We start from the raw sequence: 21,077 nt of genomic DNA on the forward strand, positions 1-21,077 counted from the left end.
GGGGACGCAGATGGGAGCTGGATGTTAAACGTAAAAAGTTGCGCAAAAAGTTGCGCACATACGGTGAGGGCCCCGTTTTATGGGGGTTCCGGGAAAGTAATGCGAAATATTTCTTGGCGATGTGCCATCAGCTAGCCCAGCACAGAGCATGCTTTGCTGGGCAGTCGAGGGCATTTTTCAGCCGCTCAGGCGCTGAATTCCACCACCGGCATCTGCCGCTTCATCAATACCTTGGCGCCGCGAATCGAATACAGCGGCAGACCCTGGCTACGAATCACTTCGTAATCACTGTCCGCCGAAAGGATCAACAGGTTCGCCGGGCGCCCCGGTTCAAGGCCATAACGCTCGCCCAGATGCATGGCTTTGGCGCTGTTGTCCGTCACCAGATCCAGCGCACTTTGCAGGTTGCGGTAACCGAGCATGTGGCAGATGTGCAGCCCCGCTTCAAGCACGCGCAGGATGTTGCCGTTGCCCAGTGGGTACCACGGATCGACGATGGAGTCCTGGCCGAAGCACACGTTCATGCCGGCCTCCAGCAACTCGTTGACGCGGGTCACGCCACGGCGTTTCGGGAAGTTGTCGAAACGGCCTTGCAGGTGAATGCTTTCGGTCGGGCACGAAACAAAACTGATCCCGGAATGGCCGAGCAGGCGGAACAGTTTGGCGCAGTAGGCGTTGTCGTAGGAGCCCATCGCGGTGGTGTGGCTGGCGGTGACGAGGGCGCCCATGTCACGGCTGCGCGCTTCTTCGGCAAGCACTTCGAGAAAGCGTGAGTGCGGGTCGTCGGTTTCGTCGCAGTGCACGTCGACCAGACAACCGGTGCGCTCGGCCAGGTCCATCAGGAACTTCACCGAACTGACGCCCTGATCGCGGGTGTATTCAAAATGTGGAATCCCACCGACCACGTCCGCGCCCATGCGGATGGCTTCTTCCATCAACTCGCGACCGTTGCGGAACGACTCGATGCCTTCCTGCGGGAACGCGACGATTTGCAGGTCGATGAGGTGACGGCTCTCTTCGCGCACTTCGAGCATGGCCTTGAGTGCGGTGAGTTGCGGGTCGGTGACGTCGACGTGGGTGCGTACGTGTTGAATGCCGTGGGCGGCCAGTGCCTGAATGGTTTTCTTGGCGCGGGTCTTGGTGTCTTCTTCGGTGATGGTGACCTTGCGCTCGCCCCAGCACTCGATGCCTTCGAACAGCGTGCCGCTCATGTTCCAGCGCGGCTCGCCAGCGGTGAGGGTGGCGTCGAGGTGTATGTGCGGCTCGACGAAGGGCGGCACCACCAGGTTGCCGCCGGCGTCGAGGTCGTCGAGGCCCAAGGACGGGGCTTCTGTCTGGCGGGTGATGCTGTGGATCAGCCCGTTTTCGAGGTGCAATTGGTGCAAACCTTCCTGGTTGCGCAATCGGGCATTGATGATGAGCATCAGGCTTATCCTTTTATAGGTCTTGTAGTGGCGCGCTGGCGCAGCGGGCGCCGAGCAGGCCGGTAACGATGACATACGTTAGCGCGGCAGCGGCAATGCCGACCAGCGGCGCGACCCATGGCGAACTGAACGCGGCCACGGTGCCGACGGCGTAAGCCCCGAGCCCCGGCCAGTTGAAGGCTGGCAGTTGTGCGTCGACCAGCCGTGGATAGCGTCCGCGCCAACGGTAGAAAAAGTCAGCCATGATCACCCCGCCAATCGGCGGAATCACCGTGCCGAGCAGAATCAGATAGGGCACCAGCATGTCGTACATGCCCAGCAGGGCGAGCAGGGTGCCGATTACCGCGCCGGCGAGGGTCACGGTCTTGCGCCGCCCTGTGCGCAGCAAGTTGCAACCGGCGACGGCGAAGTTGTAGATGGTGTTGTCCTGTGTGCTCCAGATGTTGAGCAACAGCATCGCCATCGCCGCCATGGCGAAGCCTTGCAGCAGCAAGACTTCAACCACATCCGGCTGCTGATAGACGATGGCGCCGTAGGCACCGATCAGCACCATCAGGCCGTTGCCGATGAAAAAACCGATCAGGCTGGCCAGTACGGCGACTTTTGCCGAGCGCGAGAAGCGTGTCCAGTTGGTCGCCTGTGTTGCGCCGCTGACGAAGGTGCCGAACACCAGCGTGATCGCCGTCGACCAGTCCATCGAGCCGCTCGGGACGATGCTGAGCAACCCCTCGAAACCGCCGACCTTCACCGTCGCCACCCACATCGACAGCAACAGCAGCAACATCATCGCCGGCACGGCGATGTAGGAAAGAATTTCCAGTCCGCGATAGCCCACATATGCCGTGGCGCAGAACATCAGGCCGAACAGCACCATCAAACCCAGCACCGTGCCTTGATCAAGATCGAAATATTTGCCAATCACCACCGCCGCCGTCGCGGTGCCCCAGGCGTACCAGCCAATTTGGGTGAAACCGAGGATCAGGTCGCTGAGTTTGCTGCCGACCTCGCCGAAGCAAAACCGGCCCATCAGCACCGAGTTGAGACCGCTCTTGAAGGCGATGTAACCCAGGCCCGCCGCGTAGAGGCCGAGCAGCAAGTTGCCGACGATGATCACCGCCATCATCTCGCTAAAACTGAACGCCACGCCGAGCTTGCCACCGGCAAACATGGTGGCAGTGAAAAACGTGAAGCCCAGTAACACTATCGCCGTCGAGGCCAGGCCTTTGCGCGCGTGCATGGGGACTTCGCTGAGGGGGTAATCGTTGCCGGCATCGTTCTGCGTCATGGGGCGGTCCTTGCTGAAAAGGGGAAGACGCGGGAGGGTTGCAGTGCTCGTGCCAAATGCGGGTGGGCGCGATTATGTATAGACGAGTCGCGAGGAATGGCACGAAAGCGGTGCAGTTGAACGCACCGAGGCACAATCTGGGAGCTGTCGAAGGCGGTGGGTCTTCCGATGCACAGCGCGAAGGTTTGAGCCCGAAAAGTCCAGGCATGGAAAAAAGCGGTGGAGGCTGTTTAGTGGTGAACTTCAGAGTTGCCGGTATAGAGCCGGATAATCTGATCAATCTCCCCCGACATTTTCATCCTCAGCAACGTGCGTAAAACGCGCTGCACTGGCACCTTTGGATCATTCCTGACATAGCAGCCCACGCTCTGCTCCTGCAGTATCGCGACACCTTGCAGTTGCTTTTCAGGCGTCAGGCGTTGGTTGAACCAGTCCAGCGTCCACTGATTGCTCACGGCATAGCGGTAACGCCCGGCCAGCAGTTTTTCCAGTACCTGTTCCTGATTTCGGGCGTCTTCGCGATGCAGTCGATCAGCATCGAACAGATTTTGCAGGGTCGGGTAGGTGTAACCGAGCACGGTGCCGATGGATTGGCGTGGCAGTCGGTTAGTGTCGACGCGGGCAGGCTGATCCTGGCGGCTGATCAGCAAATCACGCTGAAAAAACAACGGAATGCTCCAGATGTAATCCCCGGACTGATTCGGCAGCCAGGATTGTGCGGCAAAGCAGCGCACGTCGACTCCGCCGTGTTCCATGGTGCTTTGTGCGCGAGTCCGGGGCAGGACGTGGAATTCTGCCGGCACGCCGACCTGAGTCGCGAGGCTGAGCATCATGTCGTACAGAATGCCCTGGGTCGGACGACCGCGTTCAAGTTGCACCATCGGCATGGCCCAGCTATCCGGCACGGCGAAGCGCAGTGGTGTTTGCGCTGCCGTCACGCTCAAGCTGATTCCCAGCAGTGCCCCCAAGGCCCAACGCATAAACGCTCCGGTCATTCCCCGATCCCGAGCCGATAAAAGACTCCGCTCATGCAGCTTAGCCACATTAGACGAGGACACCGGATGCAATTTTGCCCTTGCTCCGCTAGCATTAGCCGCTTCAGCTTCCTTCGTTGCGACGGTTTTCGATGAGTTATCAGGTTCTTGCACGTAAATGGCGTCCGCGCTCGTTCCGCGAAATGGTCGGCCAGACCCATGTGCTCAAGGCTCTGATCAATGCCTTGGACAGCCAGCGGCTGCACCATGCGTACCTGTTCACCGGTACACGCGGGGTGGGTAAAACCACGATTGCGCGGATCATTGCCAAATGCCTGAACTGCGAGACAGGTATCACTTCCAGCCCCTGCGGCGAGTGCTCGGTGTGTCGTGAAATCGACGAAGGCCGTTTTGTCGACCTGATCGAGATCGACGCCGCGAGCCGCACCAAGGTCGAAGACACCCGCGAACTGCTCGACAATGTGCAATACGCGCCGAGTCGTGGGCGCTTCAAGGTCTACCTGATCGACGAAGTGCACATGCTCTCCAGCCATTCCTTCAATGCGCTGCTGAAAACCCTCGAAGAGCCGCCGCCGTACGTCAAATTCATCCTGGCGACGACTGATCCGCAGAAACTTCCGGCAACGATTTTGTCGCGTTGCCTGCAGTTCTCTCTGAAAAACATGACGCCTGAGCGTGTGGTCGAGCATTTGACGCACGTCCTCAGTGCCGAAAACGTGCCGTTCGAAGACGATGCACTGTGGTTGCTCGGTCGCGCCGCTGACGGTTCGATGCGTGACGCCATGAGCCTGACCGATCAGGCCATTGCTTTTGGTGAAGGCAAGGTTCTGGCCACCGACGTGCGAGCGATGCTCGGCACACTGGACCATGGTCAGGTCTATGACGTCTTGCATTCGCTGATCGAAGGTGATGCCAAGGCGTTGCTCGAAGCCGTTCGCCACCTGGCCGAGCAAGGCCCGGACTGGAATGGTGTGCTCTCGGAAATTCTCAACGTGCTGCACCGCGTCGCCATCGCTCAGGCGCTGCCCGAAGGCGTCGACAATGGCCATGGCGATCGCGATCGCGTGTTGGCATTGGCTCAGGCCTTGCCGGCCGAAGACGTGCAGTTCTATTACCAGATGGGCCTGATCGGCCGTCGCGATTTGCCGCTGGCGCCTGATCCGCGCGGTGGTTTTGAAATGGTGTTGTTGCGGATGCTGGCCTTCCGGCCCGCCGACACAGTGGACGCCCCGAGGCAACCGCTAAAGCCAGTGGGGATCAGCCAGGCCACAGTTGATTCCGCAAACGCCGTGGCTGCCGCGCCTAAAGCTGCGCCGGTGGTCGCTGCGGCTATTGCGCCGGCTCCAGGGCCGGTTGCTGCACCCGCGCCGGCTCCCGAGCCAGCGCCGGTGATTGCTCCTGAGCCGGAACCAGAACCAGAACCAGAACGAGATCCTGTGCCCGAGCCCGAGCCCGAGCCCGAGCCAGTCGTCGTCGATGCCGTCGTCGACTTGCCCTGGAACGATCCGGTAGAGCCCGAACCCGAACCGGCTCAGCAGCCGGCGGTCGACCCCGTGCTGGAAACCGCTGCCGAGCAGCCTGATCTGCCGCCGATGCCGCTGCCCACCCCGGACAGCGTTGTACCGGACGCGCCGGAGTGGGCCGCCGTACCGATTCCCGAGCCGTCGGTCGCCGACGTCGATGCCGCCACACCGGGCATCGACATGGATGACGAGCCGCCGCTGGACGAGGATTACATCGAGCCGGACATGGATTCGGCTTACAGCTATCTCGACGAACTGGCGAGCGAGCATGCTGCAGAACCGGCCCCGGAACCCGAGCCGGAGCCCGCAGCGATGCCGGCCACCGGTCTGGCGCTGCAATGGCTGGAACTGTTCCCGAAACTGCCGATCTCCGGCATGACGGGCAGCATCGCCGCCAACTGCACGCTGATCGCGGTTGATGGCGATCATTGGCTGATGCACCTGGACCCGGCTCACAGCGCCTTGTTCAACGCCACTCAACAGCGTCGTCTCAACGATGCGTTGAACCAGTTCCACGGTCGCACGCTGAGCCTGACCATCGAACTGATCAAGCCCGAGCAGGAAACCCCGGCTCAGGCCGCGTCCCGTCGCCGTGCCAACCGTCAGCGCGAAGCGGAGGAGTCGATCCACGGCGATCCGTTCATCCAGCAGATGGTTCAGCAGTTCGGCGCAGTGGTGCGACACGATACTATTGAACCCGTCGACGCCTTGGTCGCCCAAGGCTAATAACTGAAGGCGCTCGTTCTCGAAGGCCGGGCGCTGTTTTGATCCAAGTACTTTTGAGGTGATTCCCATGATGAAAGGTGGCATGGCCGGCCTGATGAAGCAGGCGCAGCAGATGCAGGAAAAAATGGCCAAGATGCAGGAAGAACTGGCCAACGCCGAAGTCACCGGCAAAGCCGGCGGCGATATGGTCACCGTGGTGATGACCGGTCGTCACGACGTCAAAAGCGTGAGCATCGACCCAAGCCTGGTTGAAGGCCTGAGCGAAGACGACAAAGAGATGCTGGAAGCCGTGGTGGCTGCCGCCGTCAATGACGCCGTGCGCAAGATCGAAGCCAACAGCCAGGAAAAAATGGGCGGCATGACCGCCGGCATGAACCTGCCAGCGGGTATGAAACTGCCATTCTGATTCGCCATTGCGCGACAGATGAGCTACACAAAGTGCCAGGCATCGCGCCTGGCATTTTTGTTTCTGGCTGATTGTTTTGCGGTGGCAGGGCTGACGCCTTCGCGAGCAAGCTCGCTCCCACATTTGAAATGCGTTAACCCTGTGGAAGCGGGCTTGCTCGCGAAGAAGTCGACTCGGTCGATCCGAATAAACATCGAACCCATCACCGCCACCCACGGTCTGCTTCCTATATCCCCGAATTCCCCATTCAAAGGAGATGCTGACATGTCCGACCCTCTCACCCTCAATCAACGTGTCGTCCTGGCCTCGCGCCCGGTTGGTGCGCCGACCCCGGAAAACTTTCGCCTTGAGCGCGAAGCCCTGCCAGAGCTTGAAGACGGGCAGGTGTTGCTGAAAACCCTGTACCTGTCGCTTGATCCCTACATGCGGGGGCGCATGAGCGACGCTCCGTCCTACGCTGCGCCGGTAGAAATCGGTGAGGTGATGACCGGCGGCGCGGTCAGTCGAGTCGAACGTTCGACCCATCCCAAATTCCACACCGGTGATCTGGTCGTTGGCGCGACCGGTTGGCAGAGCCACAGCATCAGCGACGGGCGCAATATCATTCCGATCCCGGCGGGGTTGCCGAGCCCTTCAATGGCCCTCGGTGTGCTGGGTATGCCGGGGTTGACCGCGTACATGGGCCTGATGGATATCGGTCAGCCAAAGGCTGGAGAGACGCTGGTGGTCGCGGCGGCATCCGGGGCTGTCGGCTCAGTGGTCGGCCAAGTGGCGAAAATCAAAGGTCTGCGCGCGGTCGGTGTGGCTGGCGGTGCCGAAAAGTGCAAATACGTGGTTGAGACGTTGGGTTTCGACGCCTGCGTCGATCACAAGGCTGCGGATTTCGCCGAGCAACTGGCGAAGGCTTGTCCCGATGGTATCGATGTCTATTACGAGAATGTCGGCGGTCATGTGTTCGAGGCCGTGGTGCCATTGCTCAATCCCAAGGCACGCATTCCGCTGTGTGGTCTGATCGCGGGCTACAACGCCCATGAAGCCCCGCAAGGCCCGGATCGCCTGCCGATGCTGCAACGCACCCTGTTGACCAAGCGTGTGCGGATTCAGGGCTTTATCGTGTTCGATGACTACGGTGATCGTCAGCCGGAATTCATCAGCCACATGGTGCCGTGGGTGCGTGAGGGCAAGGTGAAATTCCGTGAAGACGTGGTCGAAGGCCTGGAGCAGGCGCCCGATGCGTTTATCGGTCTGCTGGAGGGGCGCAACTTCGGCAAACTGGTGGTGCGGGTCGCCCAGGACTGAGTATTTGACGCTGGCCAGAGGCGCGGGTATAAACCGCGTCTCGTTGTTTTGTCGGACTTTTTACCCATGAGCTTCAGCCCTTTGATTCGCCAACTGATCGATTCCCTGCGCGTTCTGCCGGGTGTGGGTCAGAAAACCGCCCAGCGCATGGCGTTGCAGTTGCTCGAGCGTGACCGCAGCGGCGGTCTGCGTCTGGCTCAATCTCTGAGTCAGGCCATGGAAGGGGTCGGTCACTGCCGTCAGTGCCGCACGCTGACCGAAGACGATCTGTGCCCGCAATGCGCCGATACGCGCCGCGATGACACGCTGTTGTGCGTGGTGGAAGGGCCGATGGATGTCTATGCGGTCGAGCAGACCGGGTTCCGTGGGCGTTACTTTGTGCTCAAAGGTCACCTGTCGCCGCTGGACGGCCTCGGGCCTGAGGCAATCGGTATTCCGCAGTTGATGGCGCGGATCGAAGAGGCGGGCACTTTTGCTGAGGTGATCCTAGCCACCAACCCGACGGTGGAAGGTGAAGCGACGGCGCATTACATCGCGCAGTTGCTGAACAATAAAGGCTTGATCGCTTCGCGGATTGCCCATGGTGTACCGCTGGGCGGCGAGTTGGAACTGGTGGATGGCGGCACCCTGGCGCACTCGTTTGCCGGGCGTAAACCAATCGCCCTCTGACATTTGTGTTGTCTGATCTGACGCCTTCGCGAGCAAGCCCGCTCCCACAATGGTTTTGTATACGCTACAAATCCCCTGTGGGAGCGGGCTTGCTCGCGAATGGCGCGGCTCGGTCTATCTGAATCAAACAATCCTGTTGAAAACCAAGCAAGCGCTCGGTTAACGTCGGTCAACCCTTCAGTGGAGTTTGCCGATGCCTGCCTTCCAGGAATACTTCGACCCCAGCCACCAATTGGTTCGCGACAGCGTCAGACGTTTCGTCGAGCGTGAAATCCTGCCGGACATCGATCAGTGGGAAGAAGCCGAAAGCTTCCCCCGTGAGTTGTATCTGAAGGCCGGTGCAGCCGGGATCCTTGGTATCGGCTACCCCGAAGCGCTGGGTGGCAGCCATGAAGGCGATGTGTTCGCCAAGGTTGCCGCCAGTGAGGAATTGATGCGCTGCGGTGCTGGCGGCCTGGTGGCGGGGCTGGGCTCGCTCGATATCGGCCTGCCCCCGATCGTCAAATGGGCGCGTCCCCAAGTGCGCGATCGCGTAGTGCCGCCGGTGCTCCGTGGCGAGAAAATCAGTGCGCTGGCCGTTACCGAGCCCGGCGGCGGTTCTGATGTCGCCAACCTGCAAACCCGCGCTGTGCGTGACGGTGATTTCTACCGGGTCAGTGGCAGTAAAACCTTTATCACCAGTGGCGTACGCGCCGATTTCTACACCGTCGCGGTTCGCACCGGTGCGCCGGGTTTTGGTGGCATCAGCCTGTTGCTGGTCGAGAAGCAAACGCCGGGATTCACCGTCGGCCGACAGCTGAAGAAAATGGGCTGGTGGGCATCGGACACGGCTGAGTTGTTCTTCGACGATTGCCGGGTGCCTGTCGGTAACTTGATCGGCGCCGAGAACATGGGCTTCGCCTGCATCATGGGCAACTTCCAGAACGAGCGACTGGCGTTGGCGCTGATGGCCAACATGACTTCACAGTTGGCGTTGGAAGAGAGCCTGAAGTGGGCGCGCGAGCGTGAGGCCTTTGGCAAACCGATCGGTAAATTCCAGGTGATCAAGCACCGGCTCGCCGAGATGGCGACGGCGCTGGAAGTCTCGCGAGAGTTCACCTATCGGCAGGCGGCGAAAATGGCGGAGGGGCAGAGTGTGATCAAGGAGATTTCCATGGCGAAGAACTTTGCCACGGACACTTCGGACCGAATCACCACCGAAGCAGTGCAGATTCTCGGCGGGCTGGGTTACATGCGCGAGAGTCTGGTGGAGCGGCTTTATCGGGATAACCGCATTCTGTCGATTGGCGGCGGGACGCGGGAGGTGATGAACGAGATCATCAGCAAGCAGATGGGGCTTTGAAGGGTAGGTGAGGCTACCGGCCTCATCGCGGGCAAGCCCGCTCCCACAGGTTTCTTAGGTGTGCACAGTATTTGTGAACGAACGAGATCACTGTGGGAGCGGGCCTGCCCGCGAAGGCGTCAGTACAGGCGCTACTTACTTGTCGGTCAGGGCAAACTGCGTCAGGCAGAACGTTGGAATCCCCATGTCCTCCAGACGCTGCGAACCACCGAGCTCCGGCAGATCAATGATCGCCGCCGCCTCATGCACCCGCGCGCCCATCCGGCGAATCAGATTGGCCGCGGCAATCAACGTTCCGCCGGTGGCAATCAAGTCGTCAAACATCACCACCGAATCGCCCTCACACAGGCTGTCGGCGTGCACTTCAAGGAGCGCTTCGCCGTACTCGGTCGCGTAACCCTCGGCCAGCACGTCCGCCGGCAGTTTGCCTTGCTTGCGGAACAGCACCAGCGGCTTGTTCAACTGATAAGCCAATACCGAACCGATCAGAAAACCACGGGCATCCATCGCGCCGATGTGGGTGAAGTCGGCTTCGACATAGCGGTGAGCGAAGCTGTCCATCACCAGACGCAGGGCCGTTGGCGACTGGAAGAGCGGGGTGATGTCACGAAAGATCACGCCCGGTTTCGGAAAGTCGATCACGGGGCGGATCAGGGATTTGATGTCGAAGGAGTCGAAGACCATCGTCGAGGTGTCCTGGCAGGGCTGCAAACGGCGCAGTATACCCGCGGCTGAAACGCTTCGCTCAACCGCGGATCGAGATCAGCCTTCGAGCGAGCCACCCGCCAGCGCACACAACTGAATCGGGTCGAGGATGTGAATTTCTTTGCCCTCGGCGGCAATCAGTTCGTTTTGCTGGAAGCGGGTGAACACCCGGGACACGGTTTCCACCGCCAGCCCCAGGTAGTTGCCGATTTCATTGCGCGACATGCTCAAGCGGAACTGGTTGGCCGAGAAACCGCGAGCGCGGAAGCGGGCGGACAGGTTGACCAGGAAGGTCGCAATACGCTCGTCGGCAGTCTTCTTCGACAGCAGCAACATCATTTGCTGGTCGTCGCGAATTTCGCGGCTCATCACGCGCATCAACTGGCGGCGCAGTTGCGGCAACTGCAGGGCCAGTTCGTCGAGGCGTTCGAAAGGGATTTCGCAGACAGAGGTGGTTTCCAGGGCTTGGGCGGAAACCGGGTGTTTTTCGGTGTCCATGCCGGACAGGCCGACCAGTTCGCTGGGCAGGTGGAAGCCGGTGAGTTGCTCTTCGCCGGTATCGCTCAGGCTGAAAGTCTTCAGGGCGCCGGAGCGTACTGCATAAACGGAATCGAACGTGTCGCCCTGGCGGAACAGGAACTCACCCTTTTTCAGCGGGCGGCCGCGTTTAACGATTTCGTCCAGCGCTTCCATGTCTTCCAGATTCAGAGAAAGTGGCAGGCATAGAGGGGCCAGGCTGCAATCCTTGCAATGAGCCTGGTTGTGAGCGCGCAGTTTAACTGGCTCGGACATTTCTTTAATCCTTGTGGGAAAACACACATAAGCCGTAAGGGTAACTCACGGGAGGACATTCAGGCCAGCTTGTGACGAGATTGCCCCGCGGGCACAAAGCCGCAGGGCAAGCGACAGACGGGGTGTTATCGGGTGAAGCCTGAGCAATCGGTTTCAAGACGTTTACGCAATCAACGACGGTTCAGATCACCCGGGAAAAACGCTGGCGGTTCTGCTGTTCAAGATAGGCGTCGAATACCATGCACACCGAGCGCACCAGCAGGCGTCCGGCCGGTAGAACCTCAACACGCTCGCGATCAAGCGTTATCAGGCCATCGTTGGCCATGCCTTGCAGTTGTGGCCACAGCGCGCCGAAATACCCCTGAAAATCGATGTTGAACTGCTGCTCGATTTCGGCGAATTCCAGGTTGAAATTGCAGATCAGTTGCTGAATCACTGCACGTCGCAGCCGATCATCGGCATTGCACAGCAGTCCGCGACTGGTCGCCAATTGCGCGGCGGCGAGGGTGTTTTGGTATTCGTTGAGATCGCTGCTGTTCTGGCAATACAGATCGCCGATCTGGCTGATGGCCGACACGCCCAAGCCAATCAAGTCGCAATGTCCGTGGGTGGTGTAGCCCTGGAAATTGCGTTGCAGGGTTTGTTCTTCCTGGGCGACCGCCAGTTCATCGTCGGGCAGGGCGAAGTGGTCCATGCCGATGTAGCGGTAACCGGCGGCGGTCAGTTGCTCGATGGTGCGTTGGAGCATGTGCAGTTTTTGCGTCGGGGTCGGCAGCTCATTGTTGTTGATCCGCCGCTGCGGCATGAAGCGTTCTGGCAGGTGCGCGTAGTTGAACACCGAGAGTCGATCCGGCTGCAGGTTGATGACTTCCTCGACCGTGCGGGCGAAGTTGTCCGGGGTCTGCTTGGGCAAGCCGTAAATCAGGTCAATATTGATCGAGCGAAATTGCAACGTGCGCGCCGCGTCGATCACGGCGCGGGTTTCTTCCAGGCTTTGCAGGCGATTGACCGCCCGCTGCACCGCCGGATCAAGGTCTTGCAGGCCAATGCTGACGCGGTTGAACCCCAGTTCACGCAGCAGGCCCATGGTCGACCAGTCGGCTTCACGCGGGTCGATTTCGATGCCGTAATCGCCGGAGTCGTCATCCAGCAAATTGAAGTGTTTGCGCAGGTGTGCCATCAGTTGGCGCAGTTCGTCGTGGCTGAGAAAGGTCGGGGTGCCGCCGCCGAAGTGCAACTGCTCGACTTTCTGCGCCGGGTCGAGGTGGCAGGCGATCAGCTGGATTTCCTGCTCCAGGCGTTGCAGGTAGGGCAGCGCGCGGCCGCGATCCTTGGTGATCACCTTGTTGCAGGCGCAGTAGTAGCAAATGTTCGCGCAGAACGGCACATGCACATACAACGACAACGGGCGCTGGGCCTTGCGGCTATCGCGCAGGGCGTGGAACAGGTCGAAGGTGCCGACCTGACTGTTGAATTGCACGGCCGTCGGGTACGAGGTGTAGCGCGGCCCCGCCAAGTCGTAGCGGCGGATCAGATCTGTGTCCCAACGAATGGCGTCGAGCATGCGGGCATTCCCCCGGGTAGGCTGGCAGTGTTGGCGAGTCTAGGGGAGAGGGCGCGCAGGCATGTTGATTTGCATCAACAGGGAGATAGGTGTGGCGGGTGCGGGCTTGCCCGCGAAGGTTGCGCCGCCAATTCAATGCCCCATCAGCCAATGCTGATGCGGACCGGGCAGGGTCCAAATGCCGAACAGCATCACTAAAATCCCACCAGTCATGCGTACGCTGCGTTTGCGCAACAGCGCCGTGACGCGCTCGGCGGCGAGGCCGGTTGCGAGCAGCACCGGCCAGGTACCCAGCCCGAATGCGAGCATCAACAACGCACTGTCCAGCGCATTGCCCTGGCTCGCCGACCACAGCAGCGTGCTGTAAACCAGGCCGCAGGGCAGCCAGCCCCATAGCGCACCGAGCAGCAAGGCGCGGGGCAGGCTCGACACCGGCAGCAAGCGGTTGGCTACCGGTTGAATGTAACGCCACAAGCCGCGACCGAGGCTTTCGATGCGGGTCAGCCCGCTCCACCAGCCGGCCAGATACAAGCCCATCGCGATCAACAGCAAACCGGCCAGCACGCGCATGAACAGCGCGGCCGGGCTATTCGCCACCGCCCAACCGGCGAGGCCGATCAGCAATCCGGCGGTGGCGTAACTGAGGATTCGACCCAGGTTGTAGGCCAACAGCAAGCGAAAGCGTCGGCTGCGCTGTTCCTTGGGGATCGCCAGCGTCAGCGCGCCCATCAAGCCGCCGCACATTCCCAGGCAATGGCCGCCGCCGAGCAAACCGAGGATCAGCGCCGACACCAGCAGGGGCGCCAATTCAAGCATGGGGCGGCGCCTTGTCGTTCGGTTTGGCTGCGTTGGCTTCGTCCACCGCAGCGGTGTGGTTGGGGTCCTGATCGTCGAACAGAATGCTGTGGGCCGGGCCGTCGAGGTCGTCGTACTGACCGCTGTCCACTGCCCAGAAGAAAATGTACACGGCGATGGCCACGATCAGCAGTGCGGCCGGGATCATCACGTAGAGAGCTGGCATCTGTACTCCACTCCATGCTCGCGCGGCTCAGGCCGGTAGCGGGCGGGTTTCTGACGGGGTGCGGGCGGGCGGCGCGCTCGGCAGGCGAGTCAGACGCAAGGCGTTGAGCACCACAGTCAGCGAACTGATCGACATGCCGACCGCTGCCCACACCGGGGTGATCCAGCCGAGGGCGGCGAACGGCAACATGAAGCCATTGTACAGCGCGGCCCACAGCAGGTTCTCGATGATTACCCGGCGGGTGCGTCGCGCCAGCGTGAAGGCTTGCAACAGTGCGTCGAGCCGATTGGACAGCAACACGGCATCGGCGCTGGTTTTTGCCAGGTCTGTGGCCGAGCCCATGGCCACGCTGATGTCGGCGGCGGCGAGCACCGGCACATCGTTGACGCCGTCGCCGAGCATCAATACTTTGCGACCTTCCTGGTGCAACTGGTGCAGCACTTGCAGTTTGTCGTCCGGGCGCAGACCACCATGGGCCTCTTCGATGCCCAGTTCTGCGGCAACACTGGCGACCATCGGCGAACTGTCGCCGGACAACAGCAATGTGCGCCAGCCACGCGCCTTGCAGGCGGCGAGCAGGGCCGGTGCATCGTCGCGCAAACGGTCATCGAGGACGAACCAGGCCAGTGGCCCCCGGGTGTCGCCGAGCAGCAGCCATTGCCCGGGTTCATTCGGCATCGCAGGCGCAGTAGCGCCGCTAAGGGCGCAGACAAATTCCGCCTGACCGATGCGCAAGCGTTGTTCGCCGACCAAGCCTTCGAGACCAAGCCCAGGCGTGCTGTGGACCTCTTCGGCCGCCAGCGGCGCACGGCCGAACGCTCGGGCAATCGGGTGTTCCGAACGGTTCTCCAGCGCAGCGGCGAGGCTCAGGCATTGATCGCTGTCCAGTGCGCCCAGTGGGCGAATCGAGCGCAATACCAGCCGGCCTTCGGTGAGGGTGCCAGTCTTGTCGAAAATCACCGTGTCGATCTGGTTCAGGCCTTCCAGCACATGGCCGCGGGTCAGCAGCAAGCCGAGTTTGTGCAACGTTCCGGTGGCGGCGGTGAGGGCGGTCGGTGTTGCCAGCGATAGCGCGCAGGGGCAGGTCGCCACCAGCATCGCGAGGACGATCCAGAATGCGCGTGATGAATCTAGCTCCCACCACAGCAGGCCAATGGCGGCAGCGGCGATCAGCGACAACAGCAAGAACCATTGCGCGGCGCGGTCGGCGATTTCCGCCAGTCGTGGTTTTTCGGTCTGGGCGCGGTCGAGCAAACGGACGATGGCCGACAGTCGCGTGTCCTGTCCTAGCGCGAGCACTTGCACGGTTAACGCACCCTCAACGTTCAGGGTGCCCGCTGTGACGGCATCGCCCAGCGTGCGCGGTTGTGGCAGGTATTCGCCGGTCAGCAGCGATTCGTCGATGCTCGACTGGCCATCGAGGATCTTGCCGTCCGCCGGCAGGGTCGAGCCCGGTGGCACCAGAACGTGATCGCCCAGGCGCAGCTCGCTGAGCAGGATGCGCTCGCTCTGGCCGGCATCATCGAGGCGCAGGCACGAGGCGGGCAACAGGTTGACCAACTGTGCGGTGGCAGCGGCGGTGCGCTCCCGCGCGCGACGCTCCAGATAGCGCCCGGCGAGCAGAAACAGCGCAAACATGCCGACCGCATCGAAATACAACTCGCCGACGCCGGTGATCGACGTCCATATCCCGGCAATGTAGGCACTGCCGATCGCTAGCGACACCGAAACATCCATGGTCAGGTGGCGCGTACGCAAGTCACGCATCGCGCCTTTGAAGAACGGCGCGCAACTGTAGAACACGATCGGCGTGGTCAAAAACAGCGCGACCCAGCGCAGGATGGTGTGCAGTTCTGGGCTGAGGTCGATGTTGAATTCCGGCCAGGTCGCCATGGTCGCCATCATCGCCTGGAACCAGAGCAGCCCGGCCACGCCCAGTTGACGTAGGGCGAGGCGGTTTTCGCTGGCCATTTGTTCGCTGGCACGATCGGCCTGATACGGGTGGGCGGCGTAACCGATGTGGCGCAGTTCGGCGAGCAATCGGCTCAGCGGCAATTGCCCATCCGCCCAGCGAACGTGAAGTCGATGGTTGGACAGATTCAGTCGGGCTTCGGCGACCGCCCCAAGCGTGCGCAGATGTTTCTCGATCAGCCAGCCGCAGGCGGCGCAACTGATGCCTTCCATTAACAGCGTGGTTTCGGCCAGTTCGCCTTCGTGGCGGACAAACGGTTGCTGGACATCGGCGCGGTCGTACAGCGCCAGCTCATCGACCAATTGCACCGGCAGCGCTTCGGGGTTGGCCGAGGCTTCGCTGCGGTGTTGGTAGTAGCTTTCCAGGCCGCCGGCAACGATAGCTTCGGCCACAGCCTGGCAGCCTGGGCAGCAGAATTCGCGGGGTTCCCCGAGTACGACGGCGGTAAAGCGGCTGCCGGACGGGACGGGCAGGGCGCAGTGGTAGCAGGGGATTGGGTTGGTCATCAGATTTTCATTAATATCGATGTCGTCCGCTCGAGCCTCTTTGCGAGCAAGCCCGCTCCCACAGGTTATGTGGATACTGGCGTTCCACTGGGGGAGCGGGCCTGCTCGCGAATGCGCGAAGCGCGGCGTTACTTCTTCAGGTCTTCGGCGCCCTGGAGCGGTTCGTCACCGAGCAGCAGATCCGTATCATGGCTGACCAACTCTTCTTCGAACATGCGCCAGATCTGATCATCCTGCGATCCCAGCAATTCGACAAACCGGCGGCCGTCGACCTTGTCGCTCAACTGACCGATGTAGCGCCCTGTCTCAGTTTCGCTGCGGGTCAGGACGATCTTGCGATCCTTCTCCGGTTGGGTCGGCGAGATCAGGTTCAGTTCCAGTGTCTTGGGCTGGCTGTCGCCGCTCAAACGCACATCGACTTCACCAGTCACATCATCCAGATGCACAGCGGCGCGCATCTTCAGGTTCTGTGCGAGCAGTTCGCGATCCAGTGAACGGTTGATACCTTTGCCTGCCTCGTAGTAGTTGTCGTTGACGAGGTTGTCCGGGTTGTTCACCGCGATGGTCACCATGGACAGGGTCAGCGTCACCGAACAGGCCAGAATCGCGATGATGATCCATGGCCAGAGGTGCTTGTACCAAGGACTTGCGGCGTTTGCTGCGGGCATGTTCAGTTCTCTTAACGGATTTGTGGGCCGATGAATCGGCTCTTGGCTTCAACGTGGACGCTGTTGTCATCGGCATCCTTGAGGATGAATTTCACCTCGTTGGTGCTCGACGGCAGTTGTTCCGGTGCGCTCGACAGTTCGACTGGCATGCTGAAAATTTCTCCGGCTGCGACCTTGATCTCGCGTTTGCCTTGCAGGCGCAGATCCGGCAGGCCAGCGGCTTCCAGCACGTAGGTGTGGTCGCGCTGATCCTTGTTCATGATCTTCAGGCTGTAGACATTTTCGATCCGGCCTTCGGCGTTCTCGCGATAGAGCACGCGGTCTTTGCTGACATCGAAACCGACCAGTGAACGCATGACGAACGCGGTCACCAACAGGCTGATCATCGCCAGCAACACTACGGCATAGCCGATCAGGCGTGGCCGCAGTTTATGGGTTTTCTGGCCCGACAGGTTGTGTTCTGTGGTGTAGCTGATCAGGCCGCGCGGGTAGTCCATCTTGTCCATGATGCTGTCGCAGGCGTCGATACACGCGGCGCAGCCGATGCACTCGATTTGCAGACCGTCGCGGATGTCGATACCGGTCGGGCACACCTGAACGCACATGGTGCAGTCGATGCAGTCGCCCAGGCCCATGGCCTTGTAGTCGACGCCTTTCTTGCGCGGGCCACGGCTTTCGCCGCGACGCGGGTCGTAGGAAACGATCAGAGTGTCCTTGTCGAACATCACACTCTGGAAGCGAGCATATGGGCACATGTAGATGCACACCTGTTCGCGCAACCAGCCGGCATTACCGTATGTGGCAAGGGTGAAGAAGCCGACCCAGAAGTACGACCAGCCATCGGCTTGCCCGGTGAAAAACTCGAACACGAGTTCGCGGATCGGCGAAAAGTAACCCACGAAGGTCATACCGGTGACGAAACCGATCAGCAGCCAAAGCGAGTGTTTGGCGAGTTTGCGCAGGAGCTTGTTGCCGCTCATCGGCGCCTTGTCGAGCTTGATGCGCTGGTTGCGGTCGCCTTCGGTGACCTTCTCGCACCACATGAAAATCCACGTCCACACGCTTTGCGGACAGGTGTAGCCGCACCAGACTCGGCCGGCATACACGGTGATAAAGAACAGACCGAACGCGGCAATGATCAGCAGGCCCGAAAGCAGAATGAAGTCCTGCGGCCAGAAGGTGGCGCCGAAGATGAAGAACTTGCGCTCCGGCAGGTTCCACCACACGGCCTGATGGCCACCCCAGTTCAGCCACACCGTGCCGAAATACAGCAGGAACAGTGCGGCACCGCCCATCATCCGCAGATTGCGGAACAGACCGGTAAAAGCACGGGTGTAGATTTTTTCTCGTGAGGCGTAAAGATCCACGCTGTTGTTCGCGTTTTTGCTCGGTGGCGTGACGTCGTGTACCGGAATCTGGTTGCTCATCGTTGCATCCCACGGCAGTGGAAAAATGCCTCGGTCGATACGTGCCGGCCGGGGTCGGAAAGGGCGTTGCAGTGGCGCAATGATACGCCTGTCACGCCTGCGAACGGGTGCGACCTTTGGTCGCGTTGGGGGCGGGCTGTAAATGGTGTAGCAGATGTAACAAGTCCTGATCCAGATCAATTGACTATAGACGATGCATGAGACTCGCTCGGGCGAGTGAGTCTCATGCATCGTCTCGGCAGGCAATCTGCAGGCATCAGTCCAGCCTGCCGCCGCCGAGACTTTCGAGCCCGCCGTCTTTGGGTTTCTTCACCTCGTGGCCAGCGGTGGCATCGTCGCTGGTATCGGGGGACGCAGTGTCGGGCTTGATACCCGGGTCGGCAAAAGTGAAATCTTCGTGGGATTGCACACAGTCATGATCGGATTCTCGCATGGCTTTCTTCCTTGATATACAGCGGTATAGGGGGTGGTCTGACGAACCATCGGCAGACGGAAAGAAAAGTTACAGGCCGATGAAGATTGAGTCTATTGAGCATTTGCCTCAAATCGTGAACGCCTTCTGATCGCAAGGTCCGCAAGCCCCAGCGGCTGATTGTTGATTGCTTTTTAATTGTTGTTTTTAGTTGTTTTTTAAAGGATTGGACACAAGAGTAATTAATTAATCATGTTTGTGTCTTTGAGGTTTTAATGGCTTTCGAATAAGTTGGTGGCTGGCGACATGAGGTCGCCAGCATAAGTTATTAAATGGAAGTGAAATATCATGACAGGTAGTAAAGTTGCAGCTTATATTCTGGGTGTGTGTTTGTTGCTGTCGGTAGTTTCGGCTTATTCTGCGGAGCCTGCGCCGAAGCACATGGTGTTTGCATCGGATACGCAATACCCCTGGACAGACAAGACAGACAGTAGAACGCCTGAGTCTGATGAGGCGTTTACAAAGCGTTCGAAGTGGTTGGTGGAAACTCAGTTGGCAAGTATTGCCGCTTTTCGAAATGCTCAGGGTGGACAAGCGAAAGTACCATTGATGATCAATGGAGATATCACCGCTTTCGGCCATGACTGGCAGCGCTCCTATATGAGAGAGGTGCTGGCTAAGCACTTCGGTGGTGAGTACCTGTATGGTTTGGGTAATCATGACTATGAAAACAACGTGGATGATTGTTTCAGTAATAGCTGTGCGGCGGGCAGCATTGTTGAGTTCAGAAAACATCATGAAAACAGGGTGGACAACTTTGATGTGAGGTCCACGCAAGGTTTCTGGGGTAATACGTATTCAGGAAGTCTCGCTTATTCAAAGACCATCGGCGACGTCCACATGGTTCAACTCAACAATGAGCCGACGTACACGACCCGGATTGCTCATTTCCTGAACCCGACGACGTTCGAGATCAATAGTGCACTGGACTGGCTTGAGACTGACCTTAGTCTGGCGAGAGCTCAGGGGTACGCCATTATCATAAATATGCACAAGCCGTTGGAGATGAAGGGCGACAGTGCGCAGCAAAAACGCTTTCGCGACATGATCGTCAAATATCAGGTCACTGCAATATTCGCCGGTCATTTACATCGGGACGGCGGTGACTCCTACTGGGTGGGAGATGTGCCGATGTATCTGAGTGGCGCCACGTCTCAGCAAACTTACTTGATCACCAGCTTCACCGAGGATCGCAAGCAGTTGCAGATTTATCTGGTGAAGGACAATCAATGGCAGGAGCGAACGCTCATCGACACGGTGACGGTGAAATCCATCTCGGCCAGCCGTCCATGAAAAAGGCCCGGCCAATTGTCATTGGCCGGGCCTTCCTTTGCATCAAGCGTGGGCCTTACTGCGCCTCGGCTTCCGGCATTTTTTCGCCGTGGGACAGGCTGTAAACGTAAGCGGCCAGCAGGTGAACCTTGTCGTTGCCTTGCAGTTGTTCCTGCGCCGGCATTTGGCCCTGACGGCCGTAACGGATGGTCTGCTGCAATTGCGCGAAGCTCGAACCGTAGATGAACGCGCCCGGGTGGGTCAGGTTAGGCGCGCCCATGGCCGGGGTGCCTTTGCCTTCCGGGCCGTGGCAAGCCACGCAGTTGACGGCGAACAGTTTCTGGCCGTTGACCGGGTCAGCCTTGGCGTCTTGCGGCAGCTTGCGGCCATCGAGTTGCGTCACCACATAGGCTGCCACGTCGGCAACGCCTTGCTCGCCGATCACTTCGGCCCAGGCCGGCATCACCGCGTGACGACCGCCCATGATGGTGGTCTTGATGGTTTCCGGCTCCCCGCCCCAACGCCAGTCGGCGTCGGTGAGGTTCGGGAAGCCATAAGCGCCTTTGGCGTCGGAGCCGTGGCAGACCGAGCAGTTGGAGGCGAACAGGCGGCCACCCATTTTCAGGGCTTGCGGATCCTTGGCCACTTCTTCGATCGGCATGGCGGCGAACTTGGCGAAGATCGGACCGAACCTGGCGTCCGAGCGAGCCATTTCCTTTTCCCATTCGTGTACGCCGGTCCAGCCGGTCTGGCCGTTGGCGAACGCGGTCTGTTTGTCGTTATCGAGGTAGTTGTAGCCCGGCAGCAGGCCTTTCCAGTTACCCAGACCCGGATACAGCACCAGGTAACCCAGCGCAAAAATGATGGTGCCCACGAACAGCATGAACCACCATTTCGGCAGCGGGTTGTCGTACTCCTCGATCCCGTCGAAGGAGTGCCCGACCGTCTCGTCCGTCTGCTCGCTGCGCTGGCCCTTGCGGGTCGACAGCAGCAGCCAGGTCAGGGAAAA

19 protein-coding genes are annotated in these 21,077 nt (G+C 60.1%); 6 read left to right on the forward strand and 13 right to left on the reverse strand.

Annotated features, from left to right (window positions below):
* Window positions 1–185: 185 nt before the first annotated feature.
* From codA to ACIOU6_RS11085, 3 genes are all read right to left on the reverse strand, one after another.
* Window positions 186–1,424, reverse strand: coding sequence for a cytosine deaminase (gene codA / locus ACIOU6_RS11075; RefSeq protein ID WP_221733272.1), 1,239 nt, complete (start codon window positions 1,422–1,424; stop codon window positions 186–188).
* Between the two features lie 13 nt (window positions 1,425–1,437).
* Entirely contained in the window at window positions 1,438–2,709 is a 1,272-nt protein-coding gene (codB, locus tag ACIOU6_RS11080) for a cytosine permease (protein WP_401136129.1), read from the reverse strand.
* 230 nt (window positions 2,710–2,939) lie between these two features.
* On the reverse strand, window positions 2,940–3,689 hold the full coding sequence (locus ACIOU6_RS11085) for an ABC transporter substrate-binding protein (protein ID WP_221733311.1): 750 nt from the start codon (window positions 3,687–3,689) through the stop codon (window positions 2,940–2,942).
* A 146-nt stretch (window positions 3,690–3,835) separates the two neighbouring features.
* On the opposite strand from ACIOU6_RS11085, the gene dnaX reads away from it, so the two are divergent.
* The 5 genes from dnaX to ACIOU6_RS11110 all read left to right on the forward strand — a co-directional run bounded on the left by dnaX (window position 3,836) and on the right by ACIOU6_RS11110 (window position 9,669).
* A complete protein-coding gene (gene dnaX / locus ACIOU6_RS11090) occupies window positions 3,836–5,953 on the forward strand; it encodes a DNA polymerase III subunit gamma/tau (RefSeq protein WP_401136132.1) in 2,118 nt (705 codons plus the stop codon).
* A 67-nt stretch (window positions 5,954–6,020) separates the two neighbouring features.
* Window positions 6,021–6,359: a YbaB/EbfC family nucleoid-associated protein gene (locus ACIOU6_RS11095; RefSeq protein WP_042558527.1), complete on the forward strand. Its 339-nt coding sequence runs from the start codon at window positions 6,021–6,023 to the stop codon at window positions 6,357–6,359.
* Between the two features lie 264 nt (window positions 6,360–6,623).
* Window positions 6,624–7,658, forward strand: a complete 1,035-nt coding sequence (locus tag ACIOU6_RS11100; RefSeq protein WP_401136135.1) for an NADP-dependent oxidoreductase — start codon at window positions 6,624–6,626, stop codon at window positions 7,656–7,658.
* Between the two features lie 66 nt (window positions 7,659–7,724).
* Window positions 7,725–8,327 (forward strand): recombination mediator RecR, encoded by a 603-nt coding sequence (gene recR, locus ACIOU6_RS11105; RefSeq protein ID WP_221733276.1) that lies wholly within the window; start codon window positions 7,725–7,727, stop codon window positions 8,325–8,327.
* Window positions 8,328–8,520: 193 nt separating this feature from the next.
* On the forward strand, window positions 8,521–9,669 hold the full coding sequence (locus ACIOU6_RS11110) for an acyl-CoA dehydrogenase family protein (protein WP_221733277.1): 1,149 nt from the start codon (window positions 8,521–8,523) through the stop codon (window positions 9,667–9,669).
* 135 nt (window positions 9,670–9,804) lie between these two features.
* On the opposite strand, the gene ACIOU6_RS11115 is transcribed toward ACIOU6_RS11110, so the two are convergent.
* From ACIOU6_RS11115 to ACIOU6_RS11155, 9 genes are all read right to left on the reverse strand, one after another.
* Window positions 9,805–10,353 carry an adenine phosphoribosyltransferase gene (locus tag ACIOU6_RS11115; RefSeq protein WP_221733278.1) on the reverse strand — a complete coding sequence of 183 codons (549 nt, stop codon included), beginning with the start codon at window positions 10,351–10,353 and terminating at the stop codon, window positions 9,805–9,807.
* Between the two features lie 78 nt (window positions 10,354–10,431).
* Complete coding sequence (fnr, locus tag ACIOU6_RS11120; RefSeq protein ID WP_221733279.1) at window positions 10,432–11,166, reverse strand: fumarate/nitrate reduction transcriptional regulator Fnr; 735 nt, start codon at window positions 11,164–11,166, stop codon at window positions 10,432–10,434.
* Window positions 11,167–11,347: 181 nt separating this feature from the next.
* A complete protein-coding gene (hemN, locus tag ACIOU6_RS11125) occupies window positions 11,348–12,730 on the reverse strand; it encodes an oxygen-independent coproporphyrinogen III oxidase (RefSeq protein ID WP_221733280.1) in 1,383 nt (460 codons plus the stop codon).
* A 132-nt stretch (window positions 12,731–12,862) separates the two neighbouring features.
* Window positions 12,863–13,546: a sulfite exporter TauE/SafE family protein gene (locus ACIOU6_RS11130; RefSeq protein WP_221733281.1), complete on the reverse strand. Its 684-nt coding sequence runs from the start codon at window positions 13,544–13,546 to the stop codon at window positions 12,863–12,865.
* Window positions 13,539–13,751, reverse strand: a complete 213-nt coding sequence (gene ccoS / locus ACIOU6_RS11135) for a cbb3-type cytochrome oxidase assembly protein CcoS (RefSeq protein ID WP_221733282.1) — start codon at window positions 13,749–13,751, stop codon at window positions 13,539–13,541. The genes ACIOU6_RS11130 and ccoS overlap by 8 nt, the downstream gene beginning before the upstream one ends.
* Window positions 13,752–13,778: 27 nt before the next feature.
* A complete protein-coding gene (locus ACIOU6_RS11140) occupies window positions 13,779–16,229 on the reverse strand; it encodes a heavy metal translocating P-type ATPase (protein ID WP_401136142.1) in 2,451 nt (816 codons plus the stop codon).
* 128 nt (window positions 16,230–16,357) lie between these two features.
* Window positions 16,358–16,897: a FixH family protein gene (locus tag ACIOU6_RS11145; RefSeq protein WP_401136145.1), complete on the reverse strand. Its 540-nt coding sequence runs from the start codon at window positions 16,895–16,897 to the stop codon at window positions 16,358–16,360.
* A gap of 11 nt (window positions 16,898–16,908) precedes the next feature.
* Window positions 16,909–18,324 carry a cytochrome c oxidase accessory protein CcoG gene (ccoG, locus tag ACIOU6_RS11150; protein ID WP_221733285.1) on the reverse strand — a complete coding sequence of 472 codons (1,416 nt, stop codon included), beginning with the start codon at window positions 18,322–18,324 and terminating at the stop codon, window positions 16,909–16,911.
* Window positions 18,325–18,580: 256 nt separating this feature from the next.
* Window positions 18,581–18,757 (reverse strand): hypothetical protein, encoded by a 177-nt coding sequence (locus tag ACIOU6_RS11155; protein ID WP_221733286.1) that lies wholly within the window; start codon window positions 18,755–18,757, stop codon window positions 18,581–18,583.
* Between the two features lie 327 nt (window positions 18,758–19,084).
* Here ACIOU6_RS11155 and ACIOU6_RS11160 point away from each other — a divergent pair, with 327 nt between their 5' ends.
* Complete coding sequence (locus tag ACIOU6_RS11160; RefSeq protein ID WP_401136149.1) at window positions 19,085–20,089, forward strand: metallophosphoesterase family protein; 1,005 nt, start codon at window positions 19,085–19,087, stop codon at window positions 20,087–20,089.
* Between the two features lie 55 nt (window positions 20,090–20,144).
* Here the strand turns inward: ACIOU6_RS11160 and ccoP are convergent.
* On the reverse strand, window positions 20,145–21,077 hold a 933-nt coding region (ccoP, locus tag ACIOU6_RS11165; RefSeq protein WP_401136152.1), incomplete at its 5' end, for a cytochrome-c oxidase, cbb3-type subunit III.

The organism is Pseudomonas sp. NPDC087615, assembly GCF_044743445.1.
Classification (GTDB): domain Bacteria; phylum Pseudomonadota; class Gammaproteobacteria; order Pseudomonadales; family Pseudomonadaceae; genus Aquipseudomonas; species Aquipseudomonas baetica_A.